Below are 15801 nucleotides of genomic sequence, written 5' to 3'. Positions count from 1 at the left end.
AAAAAACATATATCCGTCTTGAGAGTACAGTGAAAGACAGTTGGAGGAAATAATGAAGAATTTAGTTTCAAGATGGAACCAGATTAATCTGGTTAATCGAATCATCATCGGTATCATTATCGGGGGAATTCTAGCCTTAACAGTCCCTGAACAGGCAGGCGGCATTTCAATTCTTGGTACATTATTTGTAAGTGCGCTAAAGGCAGTTGCGCCTGTCCTTGTACTGTTCCTTGTGATTAATGCCATTGCCGGACAAAAAAGCGGTACTCAAACAAATATGAAATCTATTCTTGTTCTTTATGCAATCGGCACATTCCTAGCCGGTTTCGTAGCGGTAGTAGTAAGTTATATTTTCCCGGTAACATTAACGCTGAAAGAATCAGCTCAAGATGTAGCACCGCCCAGCGGAGTCGGTGAAGTAATAGAGAAGCTGGTCTTTAATATCGTAACAAACCCCGTAACTGCTATTATGGACGCCAATTATATCGGGATTTTAGCATGGGCTGTTGTATTAGGGATTGCGTTAAAACAAGCAAGTGCTGCGACGAAAAATGTATTGGAAAACATTTCGGATGCTATCACGAAAGTAGTGCAATGGGTGATCAATTTGGCACCATTTGGAATTCTCGGCCTTGTGTTCGATGCCATTGCAACAAATGGACTGTCAGCTTTATCGGAATACGGTCGACTGCTATTAGTCTTGGTGGGAAGCATGTTCTTCATCGCCCTTATCGTAAACCCAGTATTAGTATTTATCTATACAAGAAAAAATCCGTATCCGCTTGTATTAACATGTTTAAAGGATAGCGGTATTACAGCATTCTTCACACGCAGCTCTGCAGCAAATATTCCGGTGAATATTAAGCTGTGTGAGAAGCTGGGGTTAAACAAAGATACATATTCAGTATCGATTCCACTAGGAGCGACAATCAATATGGCTGGGGCGGCCGTGACAATTTCTGTCCTGACGCTGGCAGCAGTTCATACATTGGGCATCGAGGTGGATTTTGCGACTGCTGTTATTTTAATGGTTGTATCGGCCGTTTCAGCGGCCGGTGCTTCTGGTATAGCTGGCGGATCACTTCTTTTAATTCCGGTAGCGTGCAGCTTATTTGGCATTTCAGATGACATCGCTATGCAGGTTGTAGCAATCGGCTTTATCATAGGGGTCGTACAGGATTCATGTGAGACAGCACTGAACTCTTCTTCAGACGTTGTGTTTACTGCAGCTGCCGAGCAGGCAAAAGCGCGAAAAATTAGTTAATAGGAAAAAGTATCTTTAGAGGGCCGTAACATAAATGTTACGGCCTTTTTATATTAGTAGATAACCTAATGAATACCATAGAAAATTTCTGGACCGCCTAGATATATTCTCTCTGATCAATGCATACGTAAATATAGAAAGCATTAAAAATGGAAGCAAAATTTATAGAGAATGGATTGGAGGCTCATATGTGCTGATAGAGAGGCTGCTGGCAGGCACACGGAAAAACATACATACGAAAGGTCATCTGGTATCTTGATCACGGGATTCTGGATGGCTATTTGTTTATTTCAAGGAGGGATTGAATGAGGATTTTAAACGGCAGATACTTACTAGATGGGGCAGAGAAAATCATCCATTTGAGTGACATGAATCGACAAAAATATAAAAAAAGGTTTAAAGGAAAGCTTTACTGCCCAACGGAGGGGTGCCCTGCGCTTTTGTCATATAGCGGGGGGGAAAAGCCTCATTTTAAGACTTGGCGCCGCCAACAGCATAGCGAAGGATGTATCTATAATGTACACAGAGAATTGGCAGGGATCGAAGAGGGTTTTTTGGAGGATAAGACGCTCACTATCAGCGGTAATAGAAAGCAAAATGCTCTGCGGGAGGCTGCAAGGCTATTTACAAAACCAGAAGAGGATAATGAAGCTGTTAAAGACAAAGTTTCCGTAAAAAGAGTAAGGGTGCAAGGAAAGAAGGAACGCAGGAATAAACATGTCCAGATGACATTGTATGATGGAGACCTATTAGAGGATGACACGTTGGTGAAAGGTAAGGCTATCCGCAAAAAGTTTGTAGATGAAATTAAACAACGAGATGTAGGACAAGTGAGGCTTGTACTAGGGTTTATTCAGAAGGCTGTAGCGGCTGGGGAAGTAGCTGATCTTTATATTGAACATAATGATGCTATGCTGAAGGTCATTTATCCTGAGGAATTTATGAGGGAACGATTAAACAGCAGCTATTTAAACAAATTTATCTCTATTTCTAAAGCTTTAGAGGCAGGAGAGGTTTTGACATTTACAGGAGTTGGAGATATAGGAATGAATGAGAGAGGAGAAAAAGAGCTTGTTATTTATAGCGGAGCGGATTTTAAAATAAACAGCTTGGACTTATCTGTTTTTGCGAAGAAATATATAGTGTGAGGATAGAAATTGATTGGCAATAACGATTTGATGATAGAAGTACCTCTTTTCTGCGCTGAAAGTTCTCTTTATATTTGTCTTTTGAACTATTTTTATAAGATACAAAAGGCATGTAAACCCTTTATATGTTGATATTTAAAATGATTTTAATGAGTCTATATATCTATTTGTGCGGTATATTTATAATAAATATCAACAAGTTAATGTAAATGTGAAAAAAATATGGAAAATTTCTGTTTATTCAATATAATGAAAATAGATATAAGAAGTCATACCTTTCTAGTTCTTCTGCAATATGTAGATGGTCTTCTTTTTAGGAGGCTCATCTTTTTTATATTGGCTTTTTGTCATTTCATTAATCAAGGGGTGTATTTATGAGAATATCAGTGAAAAAAAGGATATTTACAGGTTTCATGATTGTGGCCGTTTTACTCATCATAGTAGCAGGAATGGCTCTGTTTTCTTTGCAGCGTATTACAGATTCATATTCAAAAGTAATTAATGAGCAGGTTGAAGTTCAAACATATATGAAGGAAATTGTTGTAAAAGTGCAAAAGCAATCATTAGCTGTCCGGGGCACTCTTCTGGAGGATACGATGAATCTGCGTACGGAATTCAGGGAAGCTACGGAAGAAATAGATGTGCTTATAAAGGATATGCGCGGGATTGTAACAGATGCAGAATTCCTGAGAGCACTAGATAAAATTGAACTGAAAAATATAGAGCTGACAAAAGAGTACGATGCTTTTGTAGGAAGCTTACAAGAAAATCCGACAACTGATGAAAAAATGGTAGTGTGGGATAAAAGACTTAAACCAATCACAACAGGAATGATTGATGTCGCTTCTCTATATGGCGAGAAGGCAGTTACATTAATGCGGGAAGCAAACGAGGACAACAAGCAAGGAACAAATAATACGACGCTCATCGTATCGGTCATTAGTCTAATTACGTTATTATTGGCTGTAGTTATCGGCTGGATAGTATCTACTACAATTGCAGGACCTCTCCAAAAATTGACGAAAGCAACGAAGGCTATGGCAGAAGGGGATTTAACAATTGAGCCTGTGCAGGTAAAAAACAAGGATGAATTTGGAGATTTAGCTTCATCATTTAATGGGATGCTCGTAAATTTAAGAAGTCTCGTAGGCCAGGTACATACTAGTGCTGAACAGGTGGCAGCTTCCTCTGAGGAATTGATGGCAAGCGCGGAACAAACAACAGAGGCAACGAATCAAATCGCCGCATCTATTCAAGAAGTGGCCGGCGGGTCTAAAAAGCAGGAAGTGAGCACAGATGAAAGCTCGCAAGCAATGCAGGAGATGATGACGGGCGTACAGCTAGTTGCAACAGCGACTTCAACTGTGGCAGATGTGTCATCAGAAGCTACGAAAGAAGCAGATGAGGGGAATGTCGCTCTTCAGCGTGTTGTTATTCAAATGGATAAAATCAATGAATCAACAAATGATTCGGCGACGGTCATTCAACAACTAGAGGAACGTTCTACAGCAATCGTGAAAATTATTGAAGTAATTACAGGTATTGCAGATCAAACGAACCTGTTGGCATTGAATGCAGCAATTGAGGCAGCTCGAGCAGGAGAGCATGGAAAAGGATTTGCTGTTGTAGCTGATGAGGTACGAAAGCTGGCGGAACAGTCTAAAACTTCTGCAGATCAAATTGCAGGGCTAATTGGAGAAATTCAAGCGGATACAAAGCATGCAGTTAGAACGATGGAGAAGGGAACAGATGAAGTGGCATCCGGTATTTCCGTAGTACAGGAAGCAGGAGCTGGTTTCAAGCGGATTCAGTCTTCTATTAGTGAAATGGCTTCACAAATTCAGGAAATTTCTGCTGTAGCACAGCGCATGTCTGCAAGTGCCGAGCAGGTGAATCTATCCATCGATCAGGTAGCGCATGTCGCCAAGCAGACTTCCGAGAATGCAGAAACGGTGGCAGCTACGTCAGAGGAACAGCTGGCTTCTATGGAGGAAATTTCACTATCTTCAGCTGCGCTATCAAAACGTGCTGAAGAACTGTTGACACAGATTAATCAATTTAAAGTGTAGTTATTAGTTAGTAACACCTTTTCGAAGTGATTCGAAAGGGTGTTTATTTTTATATAAATTTGTTTCAAATGATCGTGCTTGTATATAGATGCCTTGTGTTTTTTTTGAATCTATTCGGGCATAGTAATGAAAGAAAGAGAAAATAAATTATTGTTGTTAACGGAAAGGCAGGAGGAGTTTTTATGTCACGATTTATGGATAAAGTCATTATCATTACAGGTGCAGCTGGCGGTATTGGGAAAGAAGTTGCCCGTAGACTTGCAAGTGAAGGAGCCAAATTAACATTGGTGGATGTAAATGAAGAAGCTATAGAGAATATGGTTTCAGAGCTGCAATTACAGGAAGATAACATACTTGTAGTGAAGGCCGATGTATCGAAAGAGCAGGATGTAAAAAACTATGTTGAAAAAACGGTTGAAAAATTTGGCCAAATTGACGGTTTCGCAAATAACGCAGGCGTTGAAGGACCGGCAAAGCCGCTTGAGGAAGTAACAGAAAAGGATTTTGATTTTGTTTATAATATCAATGTAAAGGGAGCACTTTTTGGTATTAAGTATGTACTGCCTGTCATGAAGAAACAAAAAAGAGGTTCGATCGTTAACACTTCTTCAGTAGCTGGTCTCATCGGTTCTCCTGGGATGGTATTGTATAACTCCTCCAAGCATGCCTTAATGGGGATCAATAAAGTGGCGGCGATTGAGGCGGCGGATTATAGTGTCCGGGTCAACACGGTCAATCCGGGGGTCATCAATACACGAATGATGCGTCAAATCGAGGCGAATGTAGCTCCAGGATCAGCAGAAGCAGCTCGTTCGGCTTATAATGAGGCCGTACCGATGAAGCGTTACGGGGAACCGCAGGAAGTAGCGAATGTCATCGTCTTCCTGCTTTCGGACGAAGCGTCGTATGTAAGTTCGTCCTCTTATACGGTTGATGGCGGCCTATTTAATATGTAAGAGCAGAATAGAAGAATAAAAAGGAGTGATGTCCGTTTTTCCGGTCCACGCCTTTTAGAGTTGTTGTGGAAAGTGGGCATGCTATATTGCCTCCTGCTTAGCTTTCGAATAAAGGTTGAGTAAAAATACCTCGGAGACTATATTTTACAGCAAATTAAAAGCATCCGGTCTGAGCAAGATTGATCAGAACAGATGCTTTGCCGCAGTTTAAAAATTTGTTCATTTTCTACTTGTATTACTCCGCAATCAAGCCCGGTTGTCGAGAATCTGCGTTTAATTGTTAGCTCGTACCTAGTAACTCCCCCTCGGTTTCTTGATAAGCTAAATATAAGAGTGTAAAAATACCCGTCTAGGTAAGTTACCTCCACATCTTCTCAATTCTGTAATTTATCATCGTTGATATCGATACGAAGGCTCCCATCAGGCTGAACCTCTGCAAAAAATACTTCATCAACAGAGTTTACGCCTGCATTTTTTAACTGTTGCTGTAACCATGTTTTATCAAGATTTAAGCGGGAAAGGTTGTTCGTATTAATTACGCCATCTGAAATCACTTCGGTTGCAACAGGGTAAGTCTTATAGTGAGTTTGTATACTTAAATCCCCTTTGGTTACCGTTTGTTTATTGTCTTTCTTCATGACAGATAATTTCCCGCTCGTTTCAAAAACAGCGTACTCAACATCGTTTAGAGAAAATGCATCTTTTTCACGTAACATTGATTTCAACGTATCGATATCGAGCCGCGTTTTCCTTAATGCATGCTCCATAATCTTGCCCTCTTTAATAACAATAATAGGCTCACCCGTTGTGTATTTTCTTAAATTCTTGGATTTTATATCAATAAATCCCATCAACAAGGTGAATACTGCCCACCCTATTAAAGCAATTAATCCGTTTCGGATACTTAGATTTTCATTAACCGCTAAGTTTGCGGTGATGGACCCTATGGCCATGGCAGAAACAAAATTAAAGAAGGTCATTTGACTGATTTCTTTTCTTCCAATGATTCTAGTTAGGACAAATAAAACAAAGAAAGCGATAAATAGTCTAATTATAAGTTCTGATAAAACCATAAACATCTTCACCCTTCAAATTTCATTCTTTCGAAGGAAGTTTTCGAATTTGTTTATAGAATGTCCATAAATTCTGCCGTTTATCCTACTTCCATTATGACGGCATCGTATGATTGGTGCTGCCATGACCTAACAAAGCGCTGCAAAAAAGGCCCCCAGCAAGGGACCCTTTTGTATGATAAAGGCTAATTGTTTTTTAGGGAAAGTTCTCAAGTCAAACGAGCATTAACAAGGCGGAGTAACAAAAGACGCCAAGGAAAAAGGAAAAGAAGCTGCTTTTTCTTTCTTCCGGCAATTCTTCCTTTAGAACGTTGAGAATAATCCCGCCTGCTAAGAAGGCAGTGAGTAACGATATATAAATTTCTTCTAATTCAACAAATAATCCAACCACCCATCCGAAAAGTATAGCAGCAGCCAGCAGCCATCTTCCGTAGCGATCGTAAACTGCCTCATGATTTTTTCTAAGACTGTGATCATTCGTGATAAAGTGAACAGCTAATGCTAAAAAGTAGAAGAACATTCCCCAATCGCCATTATATTCTTCTCTAATTAAAAGGTAGCCTATTAGAGCGTTATAAACAAAAAAGGAGGATATGTGTATCCAGAATATACCAGGGTCCGCTTTATCCATATTGTTTTCTTTCTTTGAATTCTTCACCATTTTTTCAAGACCATAAAAAATGGTTAACCCTAGCAAGGCTATTAAATAGACATGATTCTCAAGCAGATGGAAGATCCCGCTACCACCAGCCTTCTCTATAATATGTTGATGTTTGTTTAAATCGGGCAGTAGATGAATAAAAACATAAGAAACCGCTATTCCACCTGCAATGGAAAGAAATTTACTTCTTGGCGTGTCTTTAATAAATGTCATTGATTTAGAAAATAGATGAATGAATGTAAACCCAATAGCGAAAATCAAACTTAGAGCAATCTCCATTAAAATCTCCCACCCCCGATGTTTAGTGTAAGGTTTTTATAGCCTAATTCTACATAGTTAAAACAAAACAGAAATCTCGTGTTTACTGGATTCAATGCATTTAATCGCTGTACGCCTTTTCTACCTCGTTTTTTCCGATTGTTGAATTACATAAAAATTAATTCTTTTCTTTATCAATCCACAACACTTTATATAAAAATGCGAGTTCAGCTTCTTCCATGTACTTCTCAATTTTAGGGACATGCTATAATCGATACACCTAAACGGAAGCGATAAAATAAGAAAATTCGAGGTAAACATATAAGCATCAAATAAAATCCGTTTGTTATGTATAACTAGAAGTGGCAGGTGATTGACTTGCGGTTTACTAAAATTATCTAATTGTATTAAATTTGCGTAATTTGTATTGTAGTAATCTTTCAATAGGGTTTGCTGCAAATAGTCATTAGAAAACTGTGTTTTTACTAATTAGCGGTAAAGGGTTTACTAAAAGCGGAGGGATTATAACCGTCCCTTTCAAATTTCTTCTCATAAATCCTTATTGCTGCATTTGCACCAATAAAACTATCATAATGATACACTAGAAGCATTGACTCTTAAGGTTATGTTAAGGTACTTGGAAAGGATCTACACAGATGAAAATAACCCGTAGAATTAAATATACTTTAATCCGTCTATTTCGACTTAAATCTAATCCAGAACATGTAGCATTAGGTCTAACTATAGGTCTTATTCCCAGCTGGATTCCTACGTTTGGACTGGGGCCCGTATTTTCGCTTGGTTTGGCAAGACTAGTAAAGGCAAATAAAGTTTCAGCCCTTGTTGGCGGAATCATAGGAACTCCTATATGGCCGCTGCTATTCTTGTTAAATTATAAAGTCGGGGGCTTAATATTGGAAAGGGAATCAAGGGTAGATGAACTAGATGAAGTCGGATATATAAATGCTACTCATCATACCTATAAAGGGATTGCCGGTTCCCACTCTAGTGGGGTCTTATTTCTAACAGGAGCAGCTATCAATATACTGATCTCCTCAATTCTAGTTTACTTTATTGTGTATATCTTATTTAAGACGTACCGGGTCAGGATTTTAAATAAAATTAGATAAAACTGTAATTGAAGACAACTATCGAAGTTCATTGTGCAGTATAAAGTTCACTACACATTAAGAAAAGATGGCCAACGTCTTCGTCTAAATGGCCCTTTAATGGAAACAGGCACACTCATTATGAAAGAGATGTGCTTGACTGCCGAATAAGTCTTTAGTCAATAATGTAACCCTGCGCCCGATTTTTTGTACCTTTCGAACCCTAAAATCTTTCTAGATGCCGCATGCTGTATACATTTAAGAATTAGGGGAAAGGTGTTAACAAAGAACAGCATTAGCTGCTTGCTAATTCGTCCAAAATACTCCAGGGAAGGGTGCGTATGCGGAATAAAGAAAAGGAAAAAGAAAATTCGAATGTCACAATCATGTATGCTTTATTGGCAACAGTGGCCGGTCTAGCGGTTACGTTGCTTGCGTATATGTAGGAAGCGGAATGTAAAAAGTGGGGAACATGGAAGAACTATTCATTGGTCTCAAGCATATACTAATTAGTGGTCAGCTTTTATGAACGAGTGTAAATAAAAGAGCTATTCCTTTTTATGAAAACAAAAAAGAAAGATCAACACCCTTTTGAAATCGCCAAAAAAGGGTGTTGTTATGTTAGTCAGCTTAAAAGAAAACCCTGCTGCCCGTAAGCAGCAGGGGAATGCTTATTTAACTTGGAAGACTTGAGCAGAGTGGCGCAGTTCAACAGCCATATCAGATAATGCACTGGCCATCGTTGCCATTTCAGCCATTGAGCTATTTTGTTCTTCGGAAGCGGAGGCAATTTCCTGTGTGTTACTTGAAGTAGAAATTGAAATTTCCGTAATGTGCTCGATATCACCGACCATCTTTACTGCATTAGTCTGGATGCGGGTACTTTCCTCATGAATTTGCTTCATATGATCAGAGACATTATTTACTACACGAGCAATGTCATGGAATGCTTCACCTGCAGAAGCAACAAGGGTTGTTCCCTCTTTTACTGCCTCTGTTCCGTCGTTCATCGCCTGGATAGAGGAATGAATTTCCTGCTGGATTTCCTTGATCAGCTGACTAATTTGTCCGGATGCTTGTGCGGATTGTTCCGCGAGCTTACGTACCTCATCTGCTACAACAGCAAAGCCTTTTCCTGATTCCCCGGCACGGGCCGCCTCAATTGCTGCATTTAATGCCAGCAGATTCGTCTGATCGGCAATGCTTGTAATCACAGCAATGATTTTATCAATTTCCGATGATTTCAAACCTAGGTGATTGATTGTTCTAGTGGCTGCATCGGTTGTTGCTTCCACTCGTTCCATCTGAGTCACTGTTTTCTGGATTACATTTGTTCCAGAGGAAGCTACCTCAACAGCGTGGTGGGCGACATTATTTGTTTCATCGATATTGTTTGTGATAAGTGTAATGCCTTGCGAAATGCCTGTTACTACATGTTTGACGTCTTCAGTGTAGCTTGCCTGCTGTTCTGCACTTGATGCAATGGTTTGGACAGAGGCAGCAATCTGCTCGGAAGCTGCGACCGTATCATTTGTACTTTCTGTCAGTTGCTCTGACGAAGCCGCAACCTGATCAGCAGTATGCTGGATACTTACAACAAGGTCCTTCGTATTATGCACCATCGTATTGAAATTCTCCATTAGATGACCCAATTCATCTTTAGATTTGACTTGCAGGGGATCAATTGTCAAATTGCCTTCTGCTACTTGGTCCATTCCTGTTGTTACAGCGATAATTGGTTTGACAATGCGCCGGACGACTGTGTAAGAAATAGCGGCAATAATGCACGCAGCCAACACAATGATAGCCAATGTTATATTCTGAAGCTTCTTTGATTCAGCAAGTACCGTATTTTCTGGTATGTGCATACTCAGCCCATAGCCGACAGCATCAATTGGCGCATATGCGAGCAGCTGGTTCTGGCCTGCCTCCTCTACATCTACCATATCTGCTGATGTCTGGCTCGCTTTGACTATCTCTCTCATCGCTTCATTTAGAGAAGATTCCTCCAGCGGTTTTCCTATATTATCCGTGTTATTGTCCATTTGGATAACACCGCTGCCATCCACAAGAATAATTTCAGCCTGCATATCTTTTTCGTCAAATGTTAAATATGTATTGATCAATACCTCAAAATTCGCCGAACCTGCCAGAATGCCGATGACATCGCCGTTTCTATCTTTAATTGGTGTAGTGGCAACGACAATTCGATTACCTGTTGCTTTTGAAACTAACACATCTGAGTAGCTTGCCGAACCTGCCAAGGTAGTGGGGTAATAGCTGCGGTCGCTATAGTCAGAGCCGATAGAATCAGCTTTTGTATGGGCTACAACAATGCCATCTGTATCCAATACGAACATCGTTTCAAAAACCTCTGACCGCTCATTCAATGTAGTAAGAAATGGGTTGATGCGTGAAGAATCAAGTGATTTCATAATATCACTTTCAGCAGCAATCTCCATTTCGCTCTTGCGTGCCTCAAACCACCGGGTGATATCCTCACTTTTACTGTTAACGACATCCTGCATCGCTGTTTTTTCTTTTGTGACTAATGTTAGGCTGTTCATTGCTTGAATAGAAATAGTTGCAGCAACTAAAGGGATAATTGCCAACAACAAAATCCAGATTGTTAATTTTATACGAAGACTTTTAAAATGAAACACAGAACCTTCCCCCGAAAAATAGAATATTATCAAAAAAAACCATTTATGTAATCATGCGTATTAATTATAGTAAAAACAAATAAGAAATCAACATGAGATTTTTTTGAAAAAGGGATAATTTTAGGATATTAAGGGAAAATTCGATTTCTATAGAATTTTACGTGTTTAACGTAGTAAAAATAATTTGAAATATAGAGAGATGGAACTATTTAGAGTGTACCTCTTATCTTTTTTATGCTCTATAACCTCCAACAAATAATTTTTTTAAAAGAAGGGAAACTTTCTGACTGGCGAATAGTAGTTTCAGTGACAAAGGTAATAAGGTTTTTTAATGAAATGAATTATTTGCCACCCAATTGGCAGCGGTTGATAAATGCATAAGTGCCTTGTCTTCATGTATAATAGTCGATATGGGGGGCGGGAAAATGAAAAAAATCATGATCAATTCGCTTGAATTTAAGCGCGTAGAAAAAAACTTAGCTCTTGAAAACCTATACGTGGATGAAGAACTGGCTTTAAAAGCTATTGAAACCGTCAATGCAGGAAAAAAGCTAACGCCTACTATGATAAAAGAAGCGCTGCAGCATGGAAAAGTATAATTTTGGTGAAGACGCTTCCTATTTATTGAGCCATAATAAGCTTGGCATTCAGACGATTGAGCAGCTTGAGCTAGCAGAAGCTTACGCCTTTATGATTCGGGCACTGGAAATTGAAAATGGGGTTTATCACATTTCAGGCTTTACGAAAGCCGGATTTCTGGAGCTGCATCGTTATTTGTTCCAGGATATTTATCGATTTGCAGGAGAGTTCCGGGATGTACAGCTTTCAAAAGGAACTACACGCTTTTGCCAATTCCAATATATTGACCGAATGGCCGATGAAATATTTGGTGCATTACATAAAGAAGGAGATTGGCATGATATCGGCACTGCCGCTAAACGTCTAGCTTATTTCAAGGCAGAATTGAATATGCTGCACCCTTTCCGTGAGGGGAATGGCCGTGCGACAAGAATCTTCATCCATGCCTATGCTAGAACAAAAGGGTATGAATGGGATTATGCAAGTCTAGACAAAGAGGAATATATGAAGGCAATGATTGAATCGGTTATTGATTCAACAGCATTGGAGTCTATTTTTTTGAAAACATTACACATGTAATAGTGTCTGAAAAGGTTAGTTTCTCTTTTTAGGCGTTTTTTTATGGGAAAAAGCTCTAGGCGATGATATGTCATTGCCTAGAGCTTTTTTGGTTTTTATTTTTCTTCTTTATAAGCGTTTAAGAATTCTTTTGCTTTCTCTGGGTCAGCTACTAATTCTAAGCCTGTATTAACTAATGGAGATACTGTCGATACAGCCTTTAGCTTGTTGCCTTGGTAATAGCTGATAAACTCGTCTTGGTTGATCGAGTAAAGTACTGCTTTACGCAAGTCGGCAGATTCTGATACTGCACGTCCAGATGGATTAAATAGCGCATAAGATACAGCATTGCTGTCGGCAGTTTTCAATGTCAGGTTGCTGTCGCCTTCGACAACATCGATTTTCGTTTCAGGTACTGCTTGCAATACATGGATTTCACCATTACGCAGAGCAGATACTGCACTGTCATTGTCTTGAATGAAACGTACGCTAATATTGTTGATTAAAGGTTCATTCTCTGTACCAGCCGCATAAGCAGGGTTTTTTACAAATGTCGCTTCATAGTCATTTTTCTGTACCATGATGTAAGGACCGCTTGCCCATAGGTGGTTATTATAAGAAGCGCCTTCCGTTACAACGGATTGGTCACCGTACGCAATATCCTTGTTTGGATCGTAGCTTTCCACATCGAATGTATTAACTGCTGTTACCTGTGCTTCAGAAACAATACCGCCTGATTGGTGAGCCAGGTAGTTAAGTACTTGCGGGAATGGGTCAGCTGTTGTAATTTTTACTACTTGGTATTTACCAGCCGCATTATCCACATCCGCTTCATCTGTTACCACTTCTGCGATAGCTGCAGGCAGGTCATCGGATAGAGCTTCCAGGATGCTGCCGCCTTCACTTGATGTAATCTCTTCAAGCTCGCCGATGTCCTCCACGATTGAAACTGTATCGATATTTTCATGAATAGAGTACGTACGGTGGTCCGGTACTGACTTTTCATCTTTTGCACGTTCTAGAGAGAAAACAACATCCTCCGCTGAAACAAGGTCGCCTGTATCGACTGCTGCACCGTTTTCAACTTTTGTGAAGTTGATATCATCACGAAGCACAAAGTAGTAGGATTTATTATCTTCTGCAGAAGCATGGTCGATCGATAAAGAACCATCTGATACAACTTCATCTGTATCTGTTAAATTGACTAATCGCACATACATATTTGTGTTTAATGTATTGATCGAGCCGTCATTACCTTTGACTGGGTCAAGGGATGTCAATGATGCAATTGCCTGGTGCAATACAAGTGTGTCTGTTGCATTTTTTGCTTCATCATTAAAGGAGATATCTTCCCATGCTTGCGCACGTGATTTTGATAAACGTACTGTATCCGGGTTTACCTCTTTAGAATAAATCCCTTGGAACTTCTTCGAAATATAAAGTGGTGCGATATAGGCATTGTCAAATACAAGTGCCTGCTCCAGCTCTGCGTATTTTTCTTCTGCTTCTTTTCCAGTTAGCGTACTTGCTTCATCAATCAGCTTGTCGACTGTTTCATCGGAAGTATCGCTATAATCTCCGCCTGATTTAAATAGGCCGCGCACCGCATAGTCCGGGTTTCCTGTTACTGTAGTCCAGCTGGAAAGGGCAACATCATAGTTTCCTGCTTCTTTTTGTGTTGTAAATGAACCATAATCCGGCTGGATGTTCAATTTTACATCAAAACCATTTTTCACAAGCTGGTCACGAAGGATGTTCATGTCAGCTTCGTTTGAGGCCATGCCTAGAACTTCAATTGTCGGCTGCCCGCTGTTGTTTTGATTATCTGTCTTTGTTTCTTCTACATCTGATTTTGTTTCGACACAGCCTGCAAGCATAACCGCTGCAGCCGCAGTTGTAACGCCGGCATAGAATAATTTATTGCGTTTTTTCATTTGAAATTCCTCCAATTATGTTAGTTTGCTTTCGGGTCAAGCGCATCACGTAATCCGTCACCTAGGAAGTTGAAGGACAGTACAAGAAGCATGATGCAGAGCCCCGGGAAGATAGCCACATAGGAATGTGTTTCTAAATAGGCGCTTCCCACTTTCAAAATATTGCCCCATTCGGGAATATGAGGTTCAACCCCAAGTCCGAGGAAGCTTAAACTACTTGTAGAAATGACGGCACCGCCGATTGTGAGTGTTGCCTTCACGATCATCGGAGCAAGAGAATTCGGCACAATATGCTTGAATATAATCGCACGATCAGAAGCACCTAATGCCTTGGCGGATTCCACGAATTCATAGTTGGAAATCTGCATGACATTTGCGCGCATAGTCCGTGCATATGTCGGGATGGCACCTACGCTCAGTGCAATAATCAGGTTCGTCGTGTTCGCCCCGAAAGCCGCGATAATTGCGATGGCCAGTAAAATCCCTGGAATTGCATATAACACATCAAGCAGACGCATGATGATACTATCTGTTGCCTTTCCGTAGTAGCCGGAAATTGCGCCAAGTGCGCCGCCTATAACTGCCGGGATGATTGTAGAGAAAAACCCTACAATCAAGGAGATTTGGGCACCAAAAACGATACGGGAAAATAAATCCCGTCCGTAATCGTCCGTACCGAGCGGATGCTCAAGGGACGGTGTCTGCAGTAAGGCACTGTAATTGTTCTCTGTTGCAAAGTCATAGTCAAATGTCCAGGAACTTGCAACTGAAAGGGAAAACATAAAAATAATAAAGAACAGCCCGAATACCGCCATCGTATTCCGTAAAATCTTCTGCCACATTTTCTGCCACTTCTCTACAGCAGAAGCATCTTTATTGCGTGCCTTTTGGATGAGGCTGTAGCCAAGCAGGAAGGAAAAGATATTTCCTGTTACCACTGCTGCGAGTAAGACAATACCGACAGGAAGCATCCATTTAGGCGCTGCAGCCGGCGTTACATATTTGGCGATAAGGAATATCATGGCTATGTAAAAAATCGAAAGCCCGATAAAAGCACCCATTGCCAGTAAAAATGAATCGACTACATAAGGCTTGTAAATGTTCAATGCCGAGATCAGCAAAATGAAAACTTGTGTCAACAGGGCATAGACAGCAAATGTATATTCGGCCGTTTTATTTTTCGACAGAAGCAGGAAGCCATAGCTCGCTGCGAAAATATTGCCTGCTAGTATCGTGAATACAAGAGGAAGGCCCAATAATCTTGTAGGCCGTTTTATTTCACGACTGCTTGCTAGATCCTTTTTTATCCTCCACGATGATAGGACGATAAGGCCCGTTGTCACAGCATAAATGCCGAAGAAAATGAGTACAACCGGGCGGCTATGACCAGCTTGGAAATCATAACTATAGAAAAGGAACAGAAGCGTTAAAATGGCAGAGAAAGCAAGCGTAAACTGTGCTGTCTTGTATTCCTGGGTAACCTTTAGCAATAGCTTTGCATCTGAAATAAATTTCATCGCTTTGTCTCC

The 15801-nt window shown here is 40.2% G+C and carries 12 protein-coding genes; 7 read left to right on the top strand and 5 right to left on the bottom strand.

Features of this window, described 5'->3' with window-relative positions:
• The first annotated feature begins 52 nt into the window (after nucleotides 1-52).
• From sstT to AA0Y26_RS17405, 4 genes are all read left to right on the top strand, one after another.
• Complete coding sequence (gene sstT, locus AA0Y26_RS17420) at nucleotides 53-1264, top strand: serine/threonine transporter SstT (protein WP_413363311.1); 1212 nt, start codon at nucleotides 53-55, stop codon at nucleotides 1262-1264.
• 305 nt (nucleotides 1265-1569) lie between these two features.
• Complete coding sequence (locus AA0Y26_RS17415; protein WP_413363310.1) at nucleotides 1570-2412, top strand: hypothetical protein; 843 nt, start codon at nucleotides 1570-1572, stop codon at nucleotides 2410-2412.
• Between the two features lie 374 nt (nucleotides 2413-2786).
• Nucleotides 2787-4481, top strand: a complete 1695-nt coding sequence (locus AA0Y26_RS17410) for a methyl-accepting chemotaxis protein (protein WP_413363309.1) — start codon at nucleotides 2787-2789, stop codon at nucleotides 4479-4481.
• A gap of 182 nt (nucleotides 4482-4663) precedes the next feature.
• Entirely contained in the window at nucleotides 4664-5437 is a 774-nt protein-coding gene (locus AA0Y26_RS17405) for an SDR family NAD(P)-dependent oxidoreductase (RefSeq protein ID WP_413363308.1), read from the top strand.
• Nucleotides 5438-5811: 374 nt separating this feature from the next.
• On the opposite strand, the gene AA0Y26_RS17400 is transcribed toward AA0Y26_RS17405, so the two are convergent.
• Nucleotides 5812-6510 carry a DUF421 domain-containing protein gene (locus AA0Y26_RS17400; protein WP_413363307.1) on the bottom strand — a complete coding sequence of 233 codons (699 nt, stop codon included), beginning with the start codon at nucleotides 6508-6510 and terminating at the stop codon, nucleotides 5812-5814.
• A 214-nt stretch (nucleotides 6511-6724) separates the two neighbouring features.
• A complete protein-coding gene (locus AA0Y26_RS17395; RefSeq protein WP_413363306.1) occupies nucleotides 6725-7450 on the bottom strand; it encodes a hypothetical protein in 726 nt (241 codons plus the stop codon).
• A 635-nt stretch (nucleotides 7451-8085) separates the two neighbouring features.
• Between AA0Y26_RS17395 and AA0Y26_RS17390 the strand changes: the two genes are divergently transcribed.
• Nucleotides 8086-8559, top strand: coding sequence for a DUF2062 domain-containing protein (locus AA0Y26_RS17390; RefSeq protein WP_413363305.1), 474 nt, complete (start codon nucleotides 8086-8088; stop codon nucleotides 8557-8559).
• A gap of 650 nt (nucleotides 8560-9209) precedes the next feature.
• On the opposite strand, the gene AA0Y26_RS17385 is transcribed toward AA0Y26_RS17390, so the two are convergent.
• Nucleotides 9210-11201 carry a methyl-accepting chemotaxis protein gene (locus AA0Y26_RS17385; protein ID WP_413363304.1) on the bottom strand — a complete coding sequence of 664 codons (1992 nt, stop codon included), beginning with the start codon at nucleotides 11199-11201 and terminating at the stop codon, nucleotides 9210-9212.
• Between the two features lie 425 nt (nucleotides 11202-11626).
• Between AA0Y26_RS17385 and AA0Y26_RS17380 the strand changes: the two genes are divergently transcribed.
• Both AA0Y26_RS17380 and AA0Y26_RS17375 read left to right on the top strand, forming a co-directional pair.
• Nucleotides 11627-11800, top strand: coding sequence for a Zn-dependent hydrolase (locus AA0Y26_RS17380; RefSeq protein WP_413363303.1), 174 nt, complete (start codon nucleotides 11627-11629; stop codon nucleotides 11798-11800).
• A complete protein-coding gene (locus AA0Y26_RS17375; RefSeq protein ID WP_413363302.1) occupies nucleotides 11787-12359 on the top strand; it encodes a Fic/DOC family protein in 573 nt (190 codons plus the stop codon). The genes AA0Y26_RS17380 and AA0Y26_RS17375 overlap by 14 nt, the downstream gene beginning before the upstream one ends.
• Before the next feature lie 95 nt (nucleotides 12360-12454).
• Here AA0Y26_RS17375 and AA0Y26_RS17370 read toward each other — a convergent pair whose 3' ends face one another.
• Nucleotides 12455-14272, bottom strand: a complete 1818-nt coding sequence (locus AA0Y26_RS17370) for an ABC transporter substrate-binding protein (RefSeq protein WP_413363301.1) — start codon at nucleotides 14270-14272, stop codon at nucleotides 12455-12457.
• A 20-nt stretch (nucleotides 14273-14292) separates the two neighbouring features.
• Nucleotides 14293-15789, bottom strand: coding sequence for an ABC transporter permease (locus AA0Y26_RS17365; RefSeq protein ID WP_413363300.1), 1497 nt, complete (start codon nucleotides 15787-15789; stop codon nucleotides 14293-14295).
• Nucleotides 15790-15801: the final 12 nt, after the last annotated feature.

It is taken from the genome of Lysinibacillus canaveralius, assembly GCF_047301505.1.
GTDB lineage: Bacteria > Bacillota > Bacilli > Bacillales_A > Planococcaceae > Lysinibacillus_B.
This window is presented reverse-complemented; position numbering and strand designations above follow the sequence as displayed.